Source organism: Micromonospora sp. URMC 106, assembly GCF_051386395.1.
In the GTDB taxonomy this organism is placed as follows: domain Bacteria; phylum Actinomycetota; class Actinomycetes; order Mycobacteriales; family Micromonosporaceae; genus Micromonospora.
On sequence record NZ_JBPQTP010000026.1, the window covers coordinates 16,550 to 36,836 of the forward strand.

General features: G+C 76.8%; 7 protein-coding genes. 5 read left to right on the plus strand and 2 right to left on the minus strand.

Features of this window, described 5'->3' with window-relative positions; genetic code table 11:
* Positions 1-65: 65 nt before the first annotated feature.
* Positions 66-15,080: an SDR family NAD(P)-dependent oxidoreductase gene (locus ACSNOB_RS11465; RefSeq protein ID WP_436686651.1), complete on the minus strand. Its 15,015-nt coding sequence runs from the start codon at positions 15,078-15,080 to the stop codon at positions 66-68.
* A gap of 224 nt (positions 15,081-15,304) precedes the next feature.
* Here ACSNOB_RS11465 and ACSNOB_RS11470 point away from each other — a divergent pair, with 224 nt between their 5' ends.
* From ACSNOB_RS11470 to ACSNOB_RS11490, 5 genes are all read left to right on the plus strand, one after another.
* Complete coding sequence (locus ACSNOB_RS11470; RefSeq protein ID WP_436686652.1) at positions 15,305-16,141, plus strand: hypothetical protein; 837 nt, start codon at positions 15,305-15,307, stop codon at positions 16,139-16,141.
* Positions 16,122-17,162, plus strand: coding sequence for a 3-dehydroquinate synthase family protein (locus ACSNOB_RS11475; RefSeq protein ID WP_436686653.1), 1,041 nt, complete (start codon positions 16,122-16,124; stop codon positions 17,160-17,162). Before ACSNOB_RS11470 ends, ACSNOB_RS11475 begins: the two co-directional genes overlap by 20 nt.
* Positions 17,163-17,243: 81 nt before the next feature.
* Entirely contained in the window at positions 17,244-17,702 is a 459-nt protein-coding gene (locus ACSNOB_RS11480; protein WP_436686654.1) for a DUF2975 domain-containing protein, read from the plus strand.
* Positions 17,702-17,908 (plus strand): helix-turn-helix domain-containing protein, encoded by a 207-nt coding sequence (locus tag ACSNOB_RS11485; RefSeq protein ID WP_091094605.1) that lies wholly within the window; start codon positions 17,702-17,704, stop codon positions 17,906-17,908. The genes ACSNOB_RS11480 and ACSNOB_RS11485 overlap by 1 nt, the downstream gene beginning before the upstream one ends.
* 100 nt (positions 17,909-18,008) lie before the next feature.
* The gene (locus ACSNOB_RS11490) at positions 18,009-18,173 is read left to right on the plus strand and encodes a hypothetical protein (RefSeq protein ID WP_436686655.1); all 165 of its coding nucleotides are present in this window, start codon (positions 18,009-18,011) and stop codon (positions 18,171-18,173) included.
* Positions 18,174-18,262: 89 nt separating this feature from the next.
* Here the strand turns inward: ACSNOB_RS11490 and ACSNOB_RS11495 are convergent, their stop codons facing one another.
* Positions 18,263-19,429, minus strand: a complete 1,167-nt coding sequence (locus tag ACSNOB_RS11495; protein WP_436686656.1) for an ATP-grasp domain-containing protein — start codon at positions 19,427-19,429, stop codon at positions 18,263-18,265.
* Between the last annotated feature and the right edge of the window lie 858 nt (positions 19,430-20,287).

Below are 20,287 nucleotides of genomic sequence, written 5' to 3' on the forward strand. Positions count from 1 at the left end.
CGCGGAGTCGGTCGGACACGGTGTCGGAAGGACGGCTCCCGCCGTCCGGGGCGGCCGGACGGCCATCAGAGGCCGAGTTCGGCGTCGATGAGGTCGAAGATCTCGTCGTCGCTGGCCCGGTCGAGGTCGATGTCGAGGTCGGGGTCCCCGCCCGAGCCGGCGCGCATCGTCCGCCACTTGGCGATCAGCACCTCCAGCCGGGAGCCGATCTGGGCGTGCAGCTCCGGCTCGACGCTGGCCTCGGTCAGCGAGCGTTCCAGGTTCTCCAGGTCCGCGAGGACCGGCGGCACCTCGGGGCCGGTGGCCGGCGCGAGCTGGGCGAGCAGGAACGCGGCCAGCGCGTTCGGGTCCGGGTAGTCGAAGATCAGCGTGGCCGGCAGGCGCAGGCCGGTCGCCGTGGTGAGCCGGTTGCGCAGCTCGACGGCGGTCAACGAGTCGAAGCCGATCTGGCTGAACGCCCGGCCGGGGGCGACCGCCGCGCGGCTGCCGTGCCCGAGCACGCTCGCCGCCTGCTCGCGGACCAGGTCGACCAGCAGGGTGTGCCGGTCGGGACCGGCCAGGGCCGCCAGCTCGTCGGAGAGGGTGCGGCCGCCGGCGGCCGGGGCGGCCGACCGGGCGCTGGGCCGTTCCCGCCGGGTCAGGCCGCGCAGCAGGGCCGGGGGCCGCTCGACCTCGCCGAGCGCGGCGACGTCGATCCTGGTCGGCACCAGCACCGGCTCGGCCGTCCGCAGGCCCGCGTCGAACAGGGCCATGCCCAGGTCGGACGGGATCGCGAGCTGCCCGTCCCGGGCGGTGATCCGGGGGTCGGTCCGGTCCAGCTTGGCGGTCATCTCGCTGGCCTGCTCCCACAGGCCCCAGGCCAGCGACCGGCCCGGCAGTCCCTCGGCGCGGCGCGCCAGGGCGAGCGCGTCGAGGAACGCGTTGGCCGCCGCGTAGTTCGCCTGGCCGGGCACGCCGAAGACGCCGGCGCCGGAGGAGAACAGCACGAATCCGGCCAGGTCGAGGTGCCGGGTCAGCTCGTGCAGGTGCCACGCGGCGTCGAGCTTCGGCGCGAAGACCGTGTCGAGGCGCCGCGGCGTCAGGGCGGTGACCACGCCGTCGTCGAGCACCCCGGCGAGGTGTACGACCGCGGTCAGCGGGTGCCGCGGCGGCACCGCGGCCAGCACTCCGGCCAGGCTTTCCCGGTCGGACACGTCGGCCGCCACCACCGTGGCCTCGGCGCCCAGGGACCGCAGTTCGGCGACCGCCTCGGCCGCGCCGGGCGCCCGCTCGCCCCGGCGGCTGACCAGCAGCAGCCGCCGCATGCCGTGCGTCTCGACCAGTCGCCGGGCGACCAGGCGGCCCAGGGTCCCGGTGCCGCCGGTCAGCAGCACGGTGCCGTCCGGGTCCCACGCCCGGGGCATGGTGAGCACCACCTTGCCGACGTGCCGGGCCTGACTGACGTACCGGAACGCCGCCGGCGCCTGGCGCACGTCCCACGCCTGGGTGGGCAGCGGGGTGAGCGCGCCGCGTTCGAAGAGCCCCAGCAGCACGACGAGCATGCGCTGCACCTCGTCGGGGTCCTCAAGGGTCAGGTCGAAGGCGGTGTAGGCGACCCCCGGATGGTCGGCGGCGACCCGGCCGGCGTCCCGGATGTCCGTCTTGCCCATCTCGACGAACCGCCCGCCGCGTGGCAGCAGCCGCAGCGAGGCGTCGACGAACTCGCGGGCCAACGAGTCCAGCACCACGTCGACGCCCCGGCCGTCGGTGACGTCGGCGAACCGGGTCTCGAAGTCGAGGGTGCGGGACGAGGCCAGGTGATCCTCGTCGATGCCCATCGCCCGCAGGGCGTCCCACTTGGCGGGGCTGGCGGTGGCGAACACCTCGGCGCCGAGGTGCCGGGCGAGTTGCACGGCGGCCATGCCGACGCCGCCGGCCGCCGCGTGCACCAGCACCGACTCGCCCTTGGTGAGCCCGGCCAGGTTGACCAGGCCGTGGTACGCGGTCAGGAAGACCACCGGCACGGACGCGGCCGCCACGTACGACCAGCCGGCCGGCATCGGGGCCAGCAGCCGGCGGTCGGTGACCGCGACGGGCCCGAAGCAGCCCACGAACACCCCGAACACCCGGTCGCCGGGCCGCAGGTCCGCCACCTCGGCGCCCACCTCGACGACCTCGCCGGCGCCCTCGCCGCCGAGCGGCCCGGCGTCGCCGGGGTAGAGACCGAGCGCGTTGAGCACGTCGCGGAAGTTCAGGCCGGCGGCGCGGACGCGGACCCGCACCTCGCGGGGGCCGAGGACGGCGTCGGCGGCGTCGGTCGGGCTCAGGGTGAGGTTCTCCAGGCTGCCGCGCACCGGCGCGTCCAGCCGCCACGCGGCGGCGGGCGGCGCGGTCAGCTCGCCCGCCGACCCGGCGCGCGCCAGTCGTGGCACGTACGCCACGCCGCCCCGGATCGCCGCCTGCGGCTCGGCCGCCGCCAGCAGCGCGGCGACCTGGTCGGGACCGATCCCGTCGCCGTCGACGTCGACGACGACCACCTGGTCCGGGTTCTCCGACTGGGCGGAGCGGACCAGTCCCCACACCGCCGCGGCGGCCGGGTCGGTCACCTCGCCGGCGGCGTGCACGGCCACCGCGCCGCGCGTCACCAGCAGCAGCCGCGACGCCGCCCAGCGGGGCTCGGCGAGCCAGCGCCGGATCGCCTCGAGGGCCCGGACGGCGGCGCGGCGGGCCGCGCGGGGGGTGGGCTGCCCGGGTGCCGCGTCGAGCGGCACGAGCACGGCCCCGGGCAGGTCCAGTCCCGCGTCGACGGCGTCGGCGAGCCCGTCCAGCCCCGGATGCAGGGGGAACCCGTCGAGGCCGGGGGCGACCGCCGCGGCGGTGACCGGCGCGACCCCGTCGACCGGCGGCAGCGGCGTCCAGTCGACGCGGAACAGGGCGTCCCGGGTGGCCCGGTCGTCGGTGACGGCCAGCTCCGTGGCGGAGATCGGCCGCATCGTCAGGGCGGTCACGTCGGCGACCGGGGCGCCGGTCGGGTCGGCGGCGGTCAGCGCGATGGCGTACGGCGCGACCTGGGTGAGCCGGATCCGCAGCGCGGTCGCGCCGGTGGCGTGCAGGGTGACGCCGTTCCAGGCGAACGGCAGCAGCAGCCGGCCGGCCCCCGCCTCGGCGAGACCACCGAAGTGCGCGGCGTGCAGGGCGGCGTCGAGCAGGGCCGGGTGCAGCCCGTACCGGTCGGCGTCGACCCGCTGGGCCGCCGGCAACTCCACCTCGGCGTAGACCTCGTCGCCGCTGGTCCACACGGCCCGCAGCCCCTGGAACGCCGGCCCGTACGCGTAACCGTCGGCGGCGAGGCCGGCGTAGAAGCCGGTCAGGTCGACGGGGCGGGCGTCGCGCGGCGGCCAGTCGGTGAGCTGCGGCGGCGGGGCGGGCTGGTCGGCGGAGAGGGTCGCGCTGGCGTGCCGGGTCCACGGGCTCCCGGCCGGGCCGTCGGCGGGCCGGGAGTGCAGGGTCACCGGGCGGCGCCCGTCGTCGCCGGCCGGGCCGACCGCCACCTGCACCTGGGTGGCGCCGGTGGCGGGCAGCGTCAGCGGGGCCTCGATGACCAGCTCGTCGAGGACGGGGTGGCCGATCTCGTCGCCGGCGCGCAGGCAGAGCTCCACCAGCCCGGTGCCGGGCACCAGCACGCTCGCGGTGACCCGGTGGTCGGCCAGCCACGGCTGGGCGTCGGTCGACAGCCGTCCGGTGAACAGGTGTCCCCTCGCCTCGGCCAGCGGGACCGACGCGCCGAGCAGCGGGTGCCCGGCGGCGTCCAGGCCGGCGGCGCCGACGTCGCCAGGGCCGGCGACCGGCCGGGGCCAGTAGCGGCGGTGGACGAACGCGTACGTGGGCAGGTCGACCCGCCGGCCGCCGGCCAGCGCGGGTCGCCAGTCCACGGGTACCCCGCGCACGTGCAGCTGGGCCACCGAGAGCAGGAACCGCTGCCGGTCGCCCTGGTCGCGGTGCACGGAACCGACCACCACGGTCTCGCCGTCGTGCTCGGCGAGGGTCTCCTCGATGCCCACGGTGAGCACGGGGTGCGGGCTGCACTCGACGTACGTGTCGTGGCCCTGGGCGGCCAGCGACCGGACCGCCCGCTCCAACTCGACCGGCTGCCGCAGGTTGCGGTACCAGTAGTCGGGGCCCATCTCCTCGCCGTCGAGCCAGCGCAGGTCGGTGGTGGAGAACAGCGGCACGGCCGCCGGGCCGGGGGTGAGGCCCGCCAACACCTCCGCCAGCTCGTCGCGGATGCGTTCCACCTGGGCCGAGTGGGAGGCGTAGTCGACCGCGATCCGGCGGACCCGGACCTGCTCGCCGGCCAGCTCCGCGAGGAGTTCCTCCACCGCCTCGGGCTCGCCGGAGAGCACCACGGCGGTCGGGCCGTTCACGGCGGCCACCGCGATCCGGTCGCCGAACCGGGCGATCCGCTCCCGGACGGTGTCGGCGGGGAGCGCGACGGAGGCCATCGCCCCGTGCCCGGCCAGGGCCCGCAGCGCGCGGCTGCGCAGCGCCACCACCCGGGCGGCGTCGGGCAGCGAGAGCACCCCGGCGACGCAGGCGGCGGCGATCTCGCCCTGCGAGTGGCCGACCACGGCGGCCGGCTGCACGCCGTACGAGCGCCACAGCTCGGCCAGCGAGACCATCATCGCGAACAGGGCGGGCTGCACGACGTCGACCTCGTCGAGGCCGGGCGCGCCGGGCGCCCGGCGCAGCACGTCCAGCAGCGACCAGTCGAGGTACGGCCGCAGCGCCGCGTCGCAGGCCGCCATCCGCTCGGCGAACACCGGGGCCTGGTCGAGCAGCTCCAGCCCCATGCCGAGCCACTGGGAGCCCTGGCCGGGGAAGACGAAGACGCACCGGCCGGCGGGCCCGGCGTCGCCGCGTACCACCGCCGGGTCGGGGCGGCCCTCGGCGAGCGCGTCGAGGGCGGCGGCGATCCGGTCCGGCTCGGCGCCGACCAGCACCGCCCGGCAGTCGAAGGTGCTCCGGCTGGTGGCCAGCGACCAGGCCACGTCGAGCGGGGCCTGGTCGGGCCGCTCGGCGAGGTGGGCCCGCAGCCGACGGGCCTGCCCGGCCAGCGCCTCGGGGGTGCGCGCGGACAGCAGCCACGGCAGCGCCCGGGCACCGCCGGCGACGGCCGGCGGTGGGCTGGACCCGGCCTCCGCGAGCGGGGCGGACCCGGCGGCGGCCGCCGACAGCGGCGACGACCCGACCGCGGGCTCCGGGGCCGGTGCCGGCTCGGCGACCGCCTCGACGATCACGTGGGCGTTGGTGCCGCTGATACCGAACGAGGAGACACCGGCGCGCGCCGGCCGGTCCCCCCGGGGCCACGGGCGGGCCTCGGTGAGCAGCTCCAGGGAGCCGGAGTCCCAGTCGACGCGCGAGCTGCGCCGCTCGGCGTGCAGGGTGCGGGGCAACCGGCCGTGCCGCATGGCGAGGACCATCTTCAGCACCCCGGCGACGCCGGCCGCGGCCTGGGTGTGCCCGAGGTTGGACTTGACCGAGCCGAGCAGCACCGGCGGGGTGTCGGCCGGGCGCTGCCCGTAGGTGGCGAGGATCGCCTCCGCCTCGATGGGGTCGCCCAGCGACGTGCCGGTGCCGTGCGCCTCCACCACGTCCACGTCGGCGGGGGTCAGCCCGGCGGCGCCCAGCGCGGCCCGGATGACCCGCTCCTGGGACGGCCCGTTCGGGGCGGTCAGTCCGTTGGACGCCCCGTCCTGGTTGACGGCCGAGCCCCGGACCACGGCGAGGACCGGGTGGCCCCGACGGCGGGCCTCGGAGAGGCGTTCCACCACCAGCATCCCGACGCCCTCGGACATGCCGAAGCCGTCGGCGTCCTCGGCGAACGCCTTGCACCGCCCGTCGGCGGCGAGGCCGCGCTGGCGGCTGAACCCGGTCAACCCGGCGGGGGTGGACATCACGGACACGCCGCCGGCCAGGGCCAGGTCGCAGTCGCCCTGACGCAGCGCCTGGACGGCCAGGTGCAGCGCCACGAGGGACGCCGAGCAGGCGGTGTCCACGGTGACTGCCGGCCCCTCCAGCCCCAGCGCGTACGCGACCCGCCCGGACAGGACGCTGCCGGCGGTGCCGGTGAGCAGGTGCCCCTCGTCGGCGGTGACCTCGCCGTCGTCGGAGGTGACGCCCGGGGCGACCTGGTCGGCGTAGTCCTGGCCGTGCGTGCCGGCGAAGACGCCGGTGCGGCTGCCGCGCAGGGTGGCCGGGTCGATGCCGGCGCGTTCCAGCGCCTCCCAGGAGGTCTCCAGCAGCAGCCGGTGCTGCGGGTCCATCGCGAGGGCCTCGCGGGGGCTGATGCCGAAGAACGCGGCGTCGAAGTCGGCGATGCCGGTGAGGAACCCGCCGGCCCGCACGTACGTGCGGCCGGGCGTGCCGGGCACCGGGTCGTAGAGGTCGGCCAGCGGCCAGCCCCGGTCGTCGGGCAGGTCGCCGATGACGTCCCCGCCGGCGTCGAGCAGCCGCCACAGTTCCTCGGGCGAGCCGATGCCGCCGGGGAACCGGCAGGCCATCGCGACGATGGCGACCGGCTCGTCGAGGGCGACGGTGGTCGCGTCGGTGACCTCGGTGGCGGCGGTGCCGAGCAGGCGGGCGTGCAGGTGCGCGGCGAGCAGTTCCGGGGTGGGGTGGTTGAACACGGCGTGCGGGGCGAGCCGGACGCCGGTGACCGCGGTGAGCCGGTTGCTCAGTTCCACCGCCATCAGCGAGTCGAAGCCGAGCTCCTTGAACGGGCGGCGCGGCTCGACCTGTTCGGGGCCGGTGTGCCCGACGACGGTGGCGCACCGGGTGCGCACCAGGTCCAGCAGCAGGGCGGCGCGGTCGGGCTCGGCCAACTCGCCCAGCCGGTCGGCGAAGCTCGCGGCGGAGGTGGGGGCGGAGCCGGCGTTGACGGCCCGGCGGGGCGGCGGGGGCAGCAGCGCCCGCAGCAGGGCGGGCACCTCGCCGGAGGCCCGGACCGCGGCCAGGTCCAACCCGATCGGCACCAGCGCCGGCAGGTCGGCGTGCAGCGCGGCGTCGAGCAGCGCCAGGCCGGCGGCCGCGTCCAGGGGCCGGGTGCCGCCCCGGGCGAGGCGGGCCAGGTCGGCCGGGGTGAGCCGGCCGGCCATCCCGTCCTCGGTGGCCCACAGCCCCCAGGCCAGGGACGTCGCGGGCACGCCGTGGGCGCGGCGGTGCGCGGCGAGCGCGTCGAGGAAGGCGTTGCCGGCCGCGTAGTTGCCCTGGCCGGGGCTGCCGAAGGTGGCGGCGGCCGAGGAGAACAGCACGAACGCGGCCAGGTCGAGGCCGGCGGTCAGCTCGTGCAGGTGCCAGGCGCCGTGCACCTTGGACCGCAGGGCACGCTCCCAGCGGGCCGGGTCGAGGTCGGTGAGCAGCGCGTCGTCGGTGGCCCCGGCGGCGTGCACCACGGCGACCAGCCGGTCGGCCAGCGGGGTGACGACGGCGGCGAGGGCCGCCCGGTCGGCGACGTCGACCGCGACCACCCGGACGGTGACGCCGGCGTCGGTCAGCGCGGCCGTCCAGTCGGCGGCCCGGCCGGTGCGGCTGAGCAGGACCAGCTCGGCGACGCCGTGGACGGTGGCGAGGTGGGTGGCGACGTGCCGGCCGATCCCGCCCGTGCCGCCGGTGACCAGCACGGTCCCGCCGGCCAGCGCCGGGACCGGCGTGCCGGCCGAAGGGTGCTCGACCGGGCGGAGCCGGGGCAGCAGGACACGGCCGTCGCGGACCGCGACCTGGGGTTCGTCCGCCGTGACGGCCAGCGCCGACCGGACGGTGGCGTCGTCGGTGGCGTCGAGGCTGAGCAGCAGGAACCGGTCGGGATGCTCGGCCTGGGCGACCCGGACCAGCCCGGCCACCGGGGCGTGCGCCGGGTCGCCGTCGCGGACGGCGACGGCCAGGCGGGTGGTCTCCGCGCGGGGATCGGCCAGCCACCGCTGGAGCACGTCGAGGACGGCGAGGCCGACGGCGTGCGCCCGGTCGGGCACCGGGCGGCCCGGGTCGCCGTCGCCGACGCGCAGCACCAGCAGCGGCGGCAGCGGCCCGTCCGGGGGCGTGTCGTCGGCGAGCGTCCAGGTGGGCGCCGGCGTCGCCGGGAACGCCGCCGGCAGCCAGTCGACGGCGTACAGCCCGGCGGGGGCGGCCGCGGGCGTCGGGGCGGCGGCGGGCGGCAGCGTCAGCGGCCGCAGCACCACCCGGTCCACGTCGAGCACGGGCGCCCCGGCGTCGTCGACGGCGCTCAGCGTCACCGCGTCCGCCCCGGCCGGGGCCAGGCTGACGCGCAGCGCGTACGCGCCGGTGGCGTGGACGCGCACCCCCGCCCAGTCGACGGGCGTCAGCCGCGCGCCGGGCGCGGCACCCGCCTCGTCGCCGGGTGCGGTGTCGGCCTCGCCGCCGGGCGCGAAGTCGGCGAGCGGGAGCAGGCGCAGGGCGGCGTCCAGCACCTGCGGGTGCACGCCGTACCGCTCGGCGTCCGGGTCGCGGGCGTCCTCGGGCAGGCGTACGTCGACGAAGAGCCGGTCGGCGGCGACCCACGCGGAGCGGACCAGCTCCCCGGCGATCGCCCGGCGCTGCGGGGTGGCCAAATCCAGCGGCCGGGCCCCGGTGGGCGGCCAGGCCGGGGCGCGGACGCCGAGCCCGCTCTCCTGGTCGGCGGGGCCGAGCACCGCCTCGGCGACCTCTTGCCACGGCTGCCCGTCGCCGGTGCGGACGTGGCAGCGCGCCGCCCGGCGCCCCCGCTCGTCGGGCACGGAGAGGTCGACCTGCACGTCGACGGTCAGCTCGGCGGGCAGCGGCACCGGCTCGGGGACGCTCAGCCGCTCCACCGTCGGGGTGCCGAGCCGCTCGCCGAGGTGGGTGAGCATGTCCAGCAGGGCGGTGGCGGGCAGCAGCGCCGGCGCGCCGTCCCCGGTGGCGGCCAGCCACGGCCGGGTCGCCGCCGAGAGCTGGCCCGTGCAGACCACCTGGCCGGTGCCGGCGACCGGCAGCATCCCGCCGAGCAGCGGATGCCCGGCGTCGGCCAGCCCGGCCCCGGCCGGGCCGCCGGCCGCGGAACTGGCGGGCAGCCAGTAGTGGCGGCGCTGGAAGGCGTACGTGGGCAGGTCGACCCGGCGGTGCGGGCCGGGGCCGGCGAGGGCGGCACGGTCCACGGCGACGCCCCGCACGTGCAGCCGCGCCACGGCGGCGAGCAGCGCCTCCGGCTCGCCGGAGGCGCCCCGCACGGCGGGCACGAACGCCAGCTCGTCGGCCTCGGCGGCCAGGCAGTCCTGGGCCATCGCGGTGAGCACGCCGGCCGGGCCGACCTCCAGGAAGGTGGTGACCCCCTGGCGGTGCAGGGCCCGCACGCCGTCCTGGAAGCGGACGGTCCCCCGCACGTGTGCCACCCAGTATTCGGGTGAGCAGAGCCGGGCCGGGTCGACGGGGTGACCGGTCAGGTTGGACACCACGGGCAGGTGCGGGGTGCGGTAGGCGAGTCCCGCCGCCACCTCGCGGAACGCGTCGAGCATCGGCTCCATGCGCGGCGAGTGGAAGGCGTGCGACACCCGCAGCCGGCTGGTCCGCCGCCCGGCCGCGCGCAGGGTGGCCGCGACGGCGAGCACGGCGTCGGTGTCGCCGGAGATGACGACGCTGGTCGGGCCGTTGACGGCGGCGAGACCCACCCGGTCGGTCAGGTGGGCGGCGACCTCGGCCTCGTCGGCCTCGACGGCGACCATCGCGCCCCCGGCGGGCAGCTGCTGCATCAGCCGGGCCCGGGCGGCGACGAGCGCCGCCGCGTCGGCGAGGGCGAACACCCCGGCCACGTGTGCGGCGGCCAGCTCGCCGACGGAGTGCCCGAGCAGCGCGTCGGGGCGTACGCCCCAGGACTCCAGCAGCCGGTACAGGGCCACCTCGAAGGCGAACAGCCCCGGCTGGGTGTAGAGGGTCTGGTCGAGCAGGTCGGCCAGCTCTCCGCCCTCGGGGGCGAGGACGACGTCCGCGACGGGGTGCGGGGCGTGGCCGGCGAGGCAGCGGTCGAGTTCGGCGCAGGCCGCGTCGAACGCCTCGGCGAAGACCGGGTACGCCGCGTGCAGTTCGCGGCCCATGCCGGCGCGCTGGCCGCCCTGCCCGCCGAAGAGCAGGCCGAGCCGGCCGTCGACGACCCGGCCCGTCAGCACGGACGGCGCGTCCGACTCGCCCCGGGTCAGGGCGGTCAGTCCGGCGCGGGCGGCGGCCGGGTCGCCGGCCAGCACCACGGCCCGGTGTTCGAGGGCGGCGCGGGTGGTGGCGAGCGCGTGGCCGACGTCGGCCGGGTCGGCGTCCGCGCCGGGCCCGTCGAGCCAGGTCAGCAGGCGGGCCGCCTGGTCGCGCAGGGCCTCGCCGGAGGCCGCGGCGAGCAGCCACGGCACGGGCCGGCGGCCGGCGGGCCCGGTGCCCGGCGTCCGCTCGTCGACCGCCAACGCCGTGCCGCCGGTGGACGCCGGGACCTCCGGGTCGGCGGGGGGCGCCTCGACGATGACGTGGGCGTTGGTGCCGCTGATGCCGAACGAGGAGATGCCGGCCCGCCGGGGCCGCCGCACCTCGGGCCACGGGCGGGCCTCGGTGAGCACCTCGACCGCGCCGGCGGCCCAGTCCACCTCGGACGTCGGGGCGTCCACGTGCAGGGTGCGGGGCAGCGTCCCGTGCCGCATGGCGAGCACCATCTTGATCACCCCGGCGGCGCCGGCGGCGGCCTGGGTGTGGCCGAGGTTGGACTTCAGCGAGCCCAGCCGCAGCGGCTCGGCGTCGCCGCGTCCGGCGCCGTACGTGGCGAGCAGCGCCTGCGCCTCGATCGGGTCGCCGAGCCGGGTGCCGGTGCCGTGCGCCTCGACGGCGTCCACGTCGGCGGCGGTGAGGCCGGCGGCGGCCAGCGCCCGGCGGATGACCCGTTCCTGGGCGGGGCCGTTGGGGGCGGTGAGCCCGTTGGACGCACCATCGGAGTTGACGGCCGAGCCGCGCAGTACGGCGAGGACGGGGTGCCCGCGCCGGCGGGCGTCGGAGAGCCGCTCCAGCAGCAGCACCGCGACGCCCTCGGACCAGCCGGTGCCGTCGGCGCCCTCGGCGAACGCCTTGCACCGGCCGTCCGGGGCCAGGCCCCGCTGCCGGCTGAACTCGACGAACGCCTGCGGGGTGCCCATCACCGCCACGCCGCCGGCCACCGCGAGGGAGCAGTCCCCGGCGCGCAGCGCCTGGGCGGCCAGGTGCAGCGCCACCAGCGACGACGAGCACGCCGTGTCGACGGTGACCGCCGGCCCCTCCAGCCCCAGCGCGTACGCGACCCGCCCGGAGACGACGCTGCCGGCGGTGCCGACGCCGAGGTAGCCCTCGGTGCCGGGTGGCGCCTGGCGCAGGTTCGCGGCGTAGTCGTGGTGCATGACGCCGGTGAAGACGCCGGTGGCGCTGCCGCGCAGCGAGGTGGGGTCGATGCCGGCCCGCTCGAACAGCTCCCAGGACGTCTCCAGCAGCAGCCGCTGCTGCGGGTCCATGGCCAGCGCCTCGCGGGGGCTGATCGCGAACAGGGTGGCGTCGAAGTCCGCCGCGCCGGCCAGGAAGCCACCCACCCGGACGTACGAGGTGCCGGGGCGGTCGGGGTCGTCGGAGAACAGGCGCGCGAGGTCCCAGCCCCGGTCGGCGGGAAACCCGGTGAGCCCCTCCCGCCCCTGGTCGACCAGGTCCCACAGCTCCTCGGGGGAGCCGACGCCGCCGGGAAGCCGGCAGGCCATGGCGACGACGACCACGGGGTCGTCCGACGTGGACGGTGCCGAGGGCCGGTCGGAGACGGAACCGGGCTCCGGGGTGCCGCCGCGCAACCGGGCGGCGAGGTGCCGGGCGAGGGCCTCCGGGCTGGGGTGGTCGAACGCGGCCGTGGCGGAGAGCCGTACGCCGGTGGCCCGGGCCAGCCGGTCGCGCAGGGCGACCGCGCTGACCGAGGTGAAGCCGAGTTCCTTGAAGGCCCGGGCCGGGCGGACGGTAGCCGGACCGGGCAGGCCGGCCACCTCGGCGGTGGCGGCGCGGACCAGGTCGAGCAGGAGCCGGTCGCCCTCGGCGGTGCTCAGCGCGGACAGCCGGCGACGCAACTCGGCGACGTCCCGGTCGTCCGCGGCGTCGCGGGCGGCCACCCGGGGCGTACGCCAGGCGGGGTGCGCGTCGGCGTGGCCCGCCGGACGGCCGAGCAGGACCAGGTCGTCACCGTCGTGGGCCACGTCGAACGCGGCGAGGTCGGCGCGCGCCTCCGCCGGCGAGCCACCGGCGGCCTGCCCGGTCGCGGGCGGCGCCGACGACGTCCGGTCGCCGGTGTCCGAGTGTGCGGTCGTGCCCACGAGCCGGGCCGGGAGGCCGGCGGCCCGACGGCGGGCGAGCAGGGCGTGCAGGGCGCCGACGGCCGAGGCCGCCCGCTCCCGGTCGGCGGCGCCCAGCAGCAGGGCGGACGGCGCGAGGACGGTGAACGCGGTCCCCGGGCGCCGGGTCCCGGCGTCCAGCCCGCCGGCGAGGCCGAGCAGCCGCGCGACGGCGTCGTCGTCGGCCAGGTCGCCCGCGGACGGGCAGAGGAAGACCCCGCCGAGGGGTTCGTCACCCGCCCGGTCGGCGGGCAGCACGACGGCCTCGGCGCCGGCGGCGGTCAGTTCGGCGGCCAGGTCCGCCAGGGCGGGCGCGGCCGTGGCGTCGGCGTGCGGCAGCCGCAGCCGGCGGACGCGGTGGGCGGCGACGAGGTGCCGGGCCAGCGCCGCGCCGGTCGGCCCGTCGGCGCCGGTGACCACGACCGGGTGGGCCGGGTCGACCACGGCGGCCGGCCGCGCCGGCAGGTTCGCGGGGGCGGGCGCGAGGACCGCGTGCCGGGCGGCCCCGGCGCGGAGCGCGACCTGCGCGGCCCCGGCGTCCACCGCGGCCGGCAGCAGGGCGAGCGAGGCCGCGTCGCCGTCGTGGTCGATGAGCACGATCCGGTCCGGGTGCGCGGCCTGCAGGCAGCGCCCGAGGGCCTGGACCGCCCCGGCCGCCGGGTCGACCCCGGCCGCCACGCCGGTCGCGGGGGCGGGCTCGCGGATCCCGCCGGTCGCGGCAGGACCGTCGGACCCGGTGCCGCCGGCCGCGTCGGCTGCGGTGGACGCGTCGGGTCCGGCGTCCAGGTTCCGGGGCGCGGCCGTCAGCAGCACCAGGCGGGCGCCAGCGAACCGGTCGTCGGCGAGCCAGCCGCGCAGCCGGTCGGCGAGGTCCCCCGGCGCGGCGTCCGCCGGCTCGACCGCCAGCACCGTCACGTCGGGCACGTCCGGGTCGTCACGCAGGGCGGCGAGGTCGGGGTGGGCCCGGAACCGGTCCCCCGCCGACGCCGCGCGCAGCGCCTCCACCAGCGCCGCGCTCGCGCGCCCGACGACCGCCCAGCGCCGGGTCGGGGCGGTCGCGGCCAGGGCCGCCGTGGGGACGGGCGACTCGACCGGCGCTACGGCGGTCAGGTCCAGCGGCTGCCAGGTGAGCCGGCTCAGCGTCTCGTGGTGACTGCCGTTGACCGCGCGCAGCCGGGCCGGCCAGTCGAACAGCAGCCGGCGGGTGACCTTGCCGGAGGCGGTGCGGGGCACCTGACCGATCTCGTACAGCTCCTCCGGGACCTTGTGGTAGGAGAGCCTCTCCCGGCAGGCCGCGTACGCGGCCCGGGGGTCGAGACCCTCCGGCCCGGGCACCACGAACGCCACCGGCACCTCACCCAGCACGTCGTGCGGCCGGCCGGTCACCGCCACGTCGGCGACGCCGGGCACCGCGCGCAGCGCCTCCTCCACCTCGGCCGGGTGGATCTTCTCGCCGCCCCGGATGATCAGTTCCTGGTGCCGCCCGGTGACGAAGATGTTGCCGTCGGCGTCGCGACGCGCCAGGTCGCCGGTGCGGTACCAGCCGTCGCGCAGCGCGGCGGCGGTGACCTCCGGCAGGCCGTGGTAGCCGAGCATGAGGCTCGGCCCGCGGACCCACACCTCGCCCTCGGCGCCGGTCGGCACGTCGAGACCGGTCTGCGGGCTGACCAGGCGCACCTCGACGCCGGGCACCGCGAGTCCGCAGGACCCCTCGACGCGGGGCCGGTCGGGCCGGGTGACGGCGATCGAGCCGCAGGTCTCCGTGCTGCCGTACGCGTCGAGCAGCGGCGCGTCGAAGACCTCCTCGAAGGCCCGGCGCAGCGCGCCGGTCGTGATCGCCCCGCCGACCAGGCAGACCCGCAGGGCCGGGGCGCGGAAGCCGGTCTCCCGGGCGGCGGCGACCAGGTGGTGGTACATGGCCGGCACACCGGCGAGCACGGTGGCCTCGTCCTCGTCGACCGCGCGCAGCACGTCGTCGGCGGAGAAGCCGTCGACGAGCCGTGCCGTGGCGCCGACCGCGGTCACGCTGAGCACGCACCCGATGTGGGAGAGGCTGTGGAACAACGGCAGCGGCCAGACCACCCGGTCGGCGGCGGTGAGCCCGGGGATCGGCACGTAGCAGGAGGCGACCGACCAGAGGCAGGTGCGCTGCGTGGAGAGCACGCCCTTGGGCCGGCCGGTGGTGCCGGAGGTGTAGAGCATCCAGGCGACCTCGTCGAGGCCCAGGTCGTCGCGGGCGTCCACGCCCGGCTCGGCGTCGACGAGTTCGCGCCAGGCGGTGACCCCGTCGGGCATCGGGCCGTCGCCGGTGGCCACCACCCGCAGGGCCGGCCGGTCGGCGCGCAGCCGCAGCAGCTGGTCGAGGTGCTGCGGGTCGGTGACCACCAGCACCGCGCCGGAGTCGTCCAGCAGGTGGGCCAGCTCGGCCTCGGTGCTGCGCGGGTTCAGCGGCACGCCGACCGCGGCGGCCCGCGTGACGGCGAGCCAGGTCTCCACCGTCTCCACCCGGTTGCCGAGGCAGAAGGCCACCCGGTCGCCGCGTCCGACCCCCGACGCCGCGAGGTGCCCGGCCAGCCGGCGGGTCCGCGCCGCCAGGTCGGCGTACCCGACCGCCCGGCGGTCGTCGCGGAACGCGACCTTGTCGCCGAACCTGGCGGCGTGCGCCGCGAGCAGATCGGGCAACGGCTGGATCAGGTCGCTCCGAAGCATGTCACCACATCCGTCCGTCGGCGAGACTCCTCGTCCGCGGCGTAGACCTCGCTCGCCGTAACGGCCCAAGTCTTCCGAGCGCCCCGCCGGCAACCTACCCCTGTCACCCCCTAAGTCGTCCCCAGATCCGGCCGCCGATCGGATGGCCGGACGCGCCGCAGGTCGATGATGGGGCGACCCCCGCAGACCGTCGAGCCACGTGCTCCACCCGCCCGTCAGCCGAGGTGCCGTCGTTGGAACGCTGCTGGTTGTTCGCCCGCTTGGCCGTGCCGGCCGACGGATGCCCGGAGGCGCGGGTGACCGACCTGGTCGGGACGGTCCTCACCGATCTGGTCGCCGCCGCCCGCCGGGCCGACCCGGCCACGCACTGGTTCTTCGATCCGGAGCGCTCCCCCGCCGGGCCGCGCCTGAGCGTCGGCTTCCACGCCGCCCCGGCCGCCCTCGACACGGTACGGACGCGGCTGCTCGCGTACGACCCGCGGGTGTCCTTCGCCGCCGACCCGTACGCGGTCCGCGACGCCGCCCGGGGTGGCCCGCTCGCGTGCGCGGGCAGCGACCTGGCGCTGGCCCTGCTCGGTGGGGATGCTCCCTGGCTGGCCGGCGTCGAGCTGCCGCTGGCCGTGGCGCACCTGCGGCACCTGAGCGGGCTGGTGCCGGCGGCCGACCGACTGGCGTTCCTCTTCCTGCACTGGCAGGACCGTAGTCAGCGGCTCACCGGGGCGCAGCGGCGGGACCTGGCCGCGCAGGCGGACGCCGGGGCGGAGAAGATCGTCCTGGCGGCCGGCGACCTGCCGCTCGACGGGTCGGTCGGCGCCGCGTGGCAGCGCTACCTGGACCGGGTCGCCGAGGTGGTCGGCCGGGACCACCCGGCGACCCCGTCCGGGTTCCTGCTGGCGCACCACGCCCAACTCACCCACGAGCGGTGGGGCATCGGACCGGACGTCGACTCGCTGGCCGCGCTGGCGCTGCGGCTGTCGATGGTCCGGGACCGCCCGGTCGTCGCCGCACCGGCCCCCGTTGCGCAGAGGAGGCAGCAGCCGCATGCACCCGCCCGTACCTGACCGTCCCGCCCCCGCCGAACCGGCCCGGATCGACGTGGCGCTCGGCGAGCGCGCGTACCCGGTGCTGATCGGCCCCGGCGTGCGCCACCGGCTGCCGGCGGAGGTGGCGCGGATCGGCGCCCGGCGGGTCGTGGTCGTCTCGGCCCGGCCGCCGCGGTGGACGCCGGATCCCGGGGTGCCGCACCGGGTGGTGCCGGCCCGCGACGGCGAGCACGACAAGAACCTGGCCACGGTGGAGCAGCTCTGCCGGGCGTTCGCCGAGTTCGGGCTGACCCGCGCCGACGCGGTGGTCTCCTGCGGCGGCGGCACCACCACGGACGTGGTGGGGCTGGCCGCCGGCCTCTACCACCGGGGCATCGCGGTGATCCACCTGCCGACCTCGCTGCTCGCCCAGGTGGACGCCAGCGTCGGCGGCAAGACCGCGGTCAACCTGCCGGAGGGCAAGAACCTGGTCGGGGTCTACTGGCAGCCCCGGGCGGTGCTCTGCGACACCGAGCACCTGGGCACGCTGCCGGAGCGGGAGTGGCGCAACGGATACGGGGAGATCGCCCGGGCGCACTTCATCGGCGCGGGCGAGCTGCGCGGCCGGCCGGTGGCCGAGCAGATCGCCGCGTGCGTGGCGCTCAAGGCGCGGGTGGTGGCCGCCGACGAGCGCGACTCCGGGCTGCGGCACATCCTCAACTACGGCCACACGCTGGGGCACGCGCTGGAGCGGGCCACCGACTTCCGGCTGCGGCACGGCGAGGCGGTCGGCGTCGGCACGGTCTTCGCGGGCCGGCTGGCCGGTGCCCTCGGCCGCATCCGGGCCGACCGGGTGGCCGAGCACCACGAGGTGGTCGCGGGTTACGGCCTCGACACGACGCTGCCCGCCGGCGTCGGCCACGACGACCTGGTCGCGCTGATGCGGCGGGACAAGAAGGCCACCTCGGGCCTGTCCTTCGTCCTGGACGGCCCGGCGGGGCCGGACCTCGTCACCGACGTGCCCGAGACCGCCGTTCGCGCCGCCCTCGCCGGCATGTGAGGGCGCGCGGCAATCGCCGAACCGATTGACTTTCGATAGGTTACGAGCGATAGTCGATGCATGGTCGCAGAACATCGAGCGGTGGCCCCGCTCAGAGTCTTCCTCGTGTTGCTGTTCGGGATCCTGGTCATGCTCCAGACCTTCTCGCTGCCCGGGCAGTTCGCGCACATGGCCGAGGAGTCCCCCGAACACGCCTACCTCCGGTGGCCGATGACCGCCGTCGCCGTGTTCTGGGTGCTGTGCGTCCAGGTGGTGATCGTGTCCACCTGGAAGCTGCTGACCCTGGTCAAGAACGACCGCATCTTCAGTGACGCCTCGCTGGCGTGGGTGGACGCGATCGTGTGGGCGATCGTCGCCGCCTGGGTGGTGCTGCTGGGCGTCTTCCTCTACGTCGGGTTCAACGCGACGGACCCCGGACTGCCACTCCTGTTGTTCCTGATGCTGGTCGGCGTCGCCGTGCTGGGCCTCCTGATGGTGGTGATGCGCGCGCTGCTGCGGCAGGCCACCACGCTGCGGACCGACATGGAAGCGGTGATCTGATGCCCATCGTCGTCCGCATCGACGTCGAGCTGGCGAAACGCAAGATGAGCGTCGGCGAGTTCGCCGAACGGGTGGGGCTCACGCCGGCGAACGTGGCGGTGCTGAAGAACGGTCGCGCCAAGGCCGTCCGCTTCAGCACCCTGGAGGCCATGTGCCGGGTGCTCGACTGCCAGCCCGGTGACCTGCTCGAGTGGGTCGAGGAATGACCATGACGGCGCACCGCGTGCGCGGCGCGGAAACATCGACCCGTCGGCCCGCGCACCCGCAGGACCGGCGGCGGGTCCGGCCCCGGAAGAAGGAGAACTCATGAAGTACGTCGTCGCCGTCCTCGCCGTCCTCGCCGTCGCGGTCGGCGTCGCCGGCATCGTGCTCGGGGAGGCCGACGACTCGCCGGGTCTCCAGCTCCTGGGCGCCCTGCTCGTCATCGGCGCGATCGGGTTCGGCGTGCGGGCCGCCCGACGCGGCAGGTAGCAGCCGCCACGGGAACCGCCGCAGCGCGGTCGGCCGGCCGGCCGCCGCGTCGTCCCCCGGGCCACGCCCGCGGCCCGGGGGACGACGGGTCAGCCGCCGAGCACTCGCTGGATCTGGGCGATCAGCACGCCGCAGGCGTACCGGTCCGAGGCGCCGACCATGCCGACGATGGTCGCCGGCTGCGGGCCGTTGTCGGTCTCCGCCGGGTCGTGGTGCATGAACACGACGAGCTGCCCACGATCGATGAACGGCGCGAGGAGCGGCTCGGCGTCGACGCCGGGCGCGAGCGAGAAGAACGTCGTCATGGCGCACGGGTGCTGACCCAGCAGGGAGCTGCGGTGCAGCACGGATGCCGTAGCCCCACTGACCCGGAAGTTCGGGTCGATGACCCGCAACCGGCCGTCCCGACTGACGCCGGCGTCGAACGCGCAGTAACCGCGGTACCCGAGGACACTGGCCTTCCGGACCGCCGCGGTCAGCACCTCGACCAGTTCCGCCGGCGGCTGGTCGTCGTCCATCACACAACCGATCCACGTCGAGGTGGGCTGCGGCAGGTGCACGGACGCGCCGAAGTACTGCACCGCTCCGCTCTCCGTCACGCCGAACTGGAGCCCCCAGATCGTCCGGAAGGAAACCTCCTCCTCGACGATCCACCGATCGCTCACCTGCTCCAGCTGGTTGAACAGCGACCGGTTCAACCGGTCCCGCAACCGCCTGGTGAAGATGGCGATTCCGCTGTACACCTCGACACCGGCCGGCTTGACCACCGCCGGCCGGCGGTCCTGCTGCACGATCCGTCGCACCTCGGCGGGGGTGGCGACCTGCCGGCGGGGCAGGTGTTCCGGTGCGACCAGCGTCTCGAGGACGGTCTTGTTGTTGAGGCGGGCCAGCAGGTCCGGCGACACCCGGGCCCGCGCGGCCCGCAGCCGCGGATCGTGCGGCGGGAACTGGAACTCCAGCAGCTCGCCCCGCTCGGCGGCCTCCCGGGCGAGCCGCACCGCCTGCGCGCCGGAGCGGAACTCGCGCAGGTCACTCGGCGTCTTCAGCCCGCACCGGCTGAGCAGGCGCAGCGACTTGTCCGCGCTGGAGCCGGTGCTGCACATGGCCGCCGCCTGGTGCGGCAGGGTCAGGTGCAGGCCGGTGATCATGTCCAGCCCGTTGTGCAGGGCGCTGCCCGCACCGGCGAGATAGCGGCTGCCGGCGGTCGCCACCGGATCGGGTGGCCGGGCCAACACCACTCCATCGGGAGCGAACACCTGTACCTGGATAGGCCCATCCATGGGATCTCCTGACATGCCGGCCCACAGGGGGCCTCGGGGTGGCACGAATTCCGGGTGCGCCACGACCACGAGCAGCGGAGAACGTGGATTGATGCGTGGGCCCCCGGCACGGGGTGAGGCAGCTCGGCCACGAGAGCCGGGGCGTGCCGCGCGTGCACCGGCCGGACGGGTCTCAGGCTGGACCGGGCCAGGTAGCGGGCTGGCTTGTGGTCAGCGCTGCGTTGGCGAGGTGCACACCATCAGGCGGTGTCTGATGTGCCAGTCACCGACCGGGTCATGATCGGGAAAGCATAGTCAGATCTCATTGCCCCGGGATGGGCCGGTCAGCCGAGCACCGACCGCCCTTTTCGCCGTCGGAATCGCCGATGCTCCGAGCGGGAACCTCGTCCCGGACTGACCGATCAGCTGCATTCGGCGGGACCATGGGATCGCGCCAGTCCTCATAGGACTATCGCGTACCGAGCGGTTCGGAGGGCACCGTCCCGCCGCGGCGCACGGGCGTCGGTCCCGGGCGTTCCCGCCGGCGGGCCACCGCTGAGGCGCGCTGACCAGCTCACCTGTCCGGCCCGACGTGGCCGCCGGCACACCCGAGCCGGGCCGCTCGTCACCCGCGGCACGTTTCGGCCGCGCTCGGCCGGCTGACGCGCTAGGGGTCGACGGGCGCAGCTCTAGGGGTGTACTCCACTCCACGGCGCTTCATAGGGTCGGGCCCCATCGGTTCGTCGGTCCCTTTCCAGCACCCGGATCGGGGACGAACACGGGTGCGCGGCGCCCTGACAAAGGGGAGGCATCGGTGACCGGACCGGACACCGACCCGCCCCTGCCGAAAGGCGA

Bases quoted from the DNA above. Each gene is read 5' to 3' on its own strand.
- ACSNOB_RS11465 (WP_436686651.1), bottom strand. From the start codon at position 15,080: ATGCTTCGGAGCGACCTGATCCAGCCGTTGCCCGATCTGCTCGCGGCG.
- ACSNOB_RS11475 (WP_436686653.1), top strand. From the start codon at position 16,122: ATGCACCCGCCCGTACCTGACCGTCCCGCCCCCGCCGAACCGGCCCGG.
- ACSNOB_RS11485 (WP_091094605.1), top strand. From the start codon at position 17,702: ATGCCCATCGTCGTCCGCATCGACGTCGAGCTGGCGAAACGCAAGATG.
- ACSNOB_RS11490 (WP_436686655.1), top strand. From the start codon at position 18,009: ATGAAGTACGTCGTCGCCGTCCTCGCCGTCCTCGCCGTCGCGGTCGGC.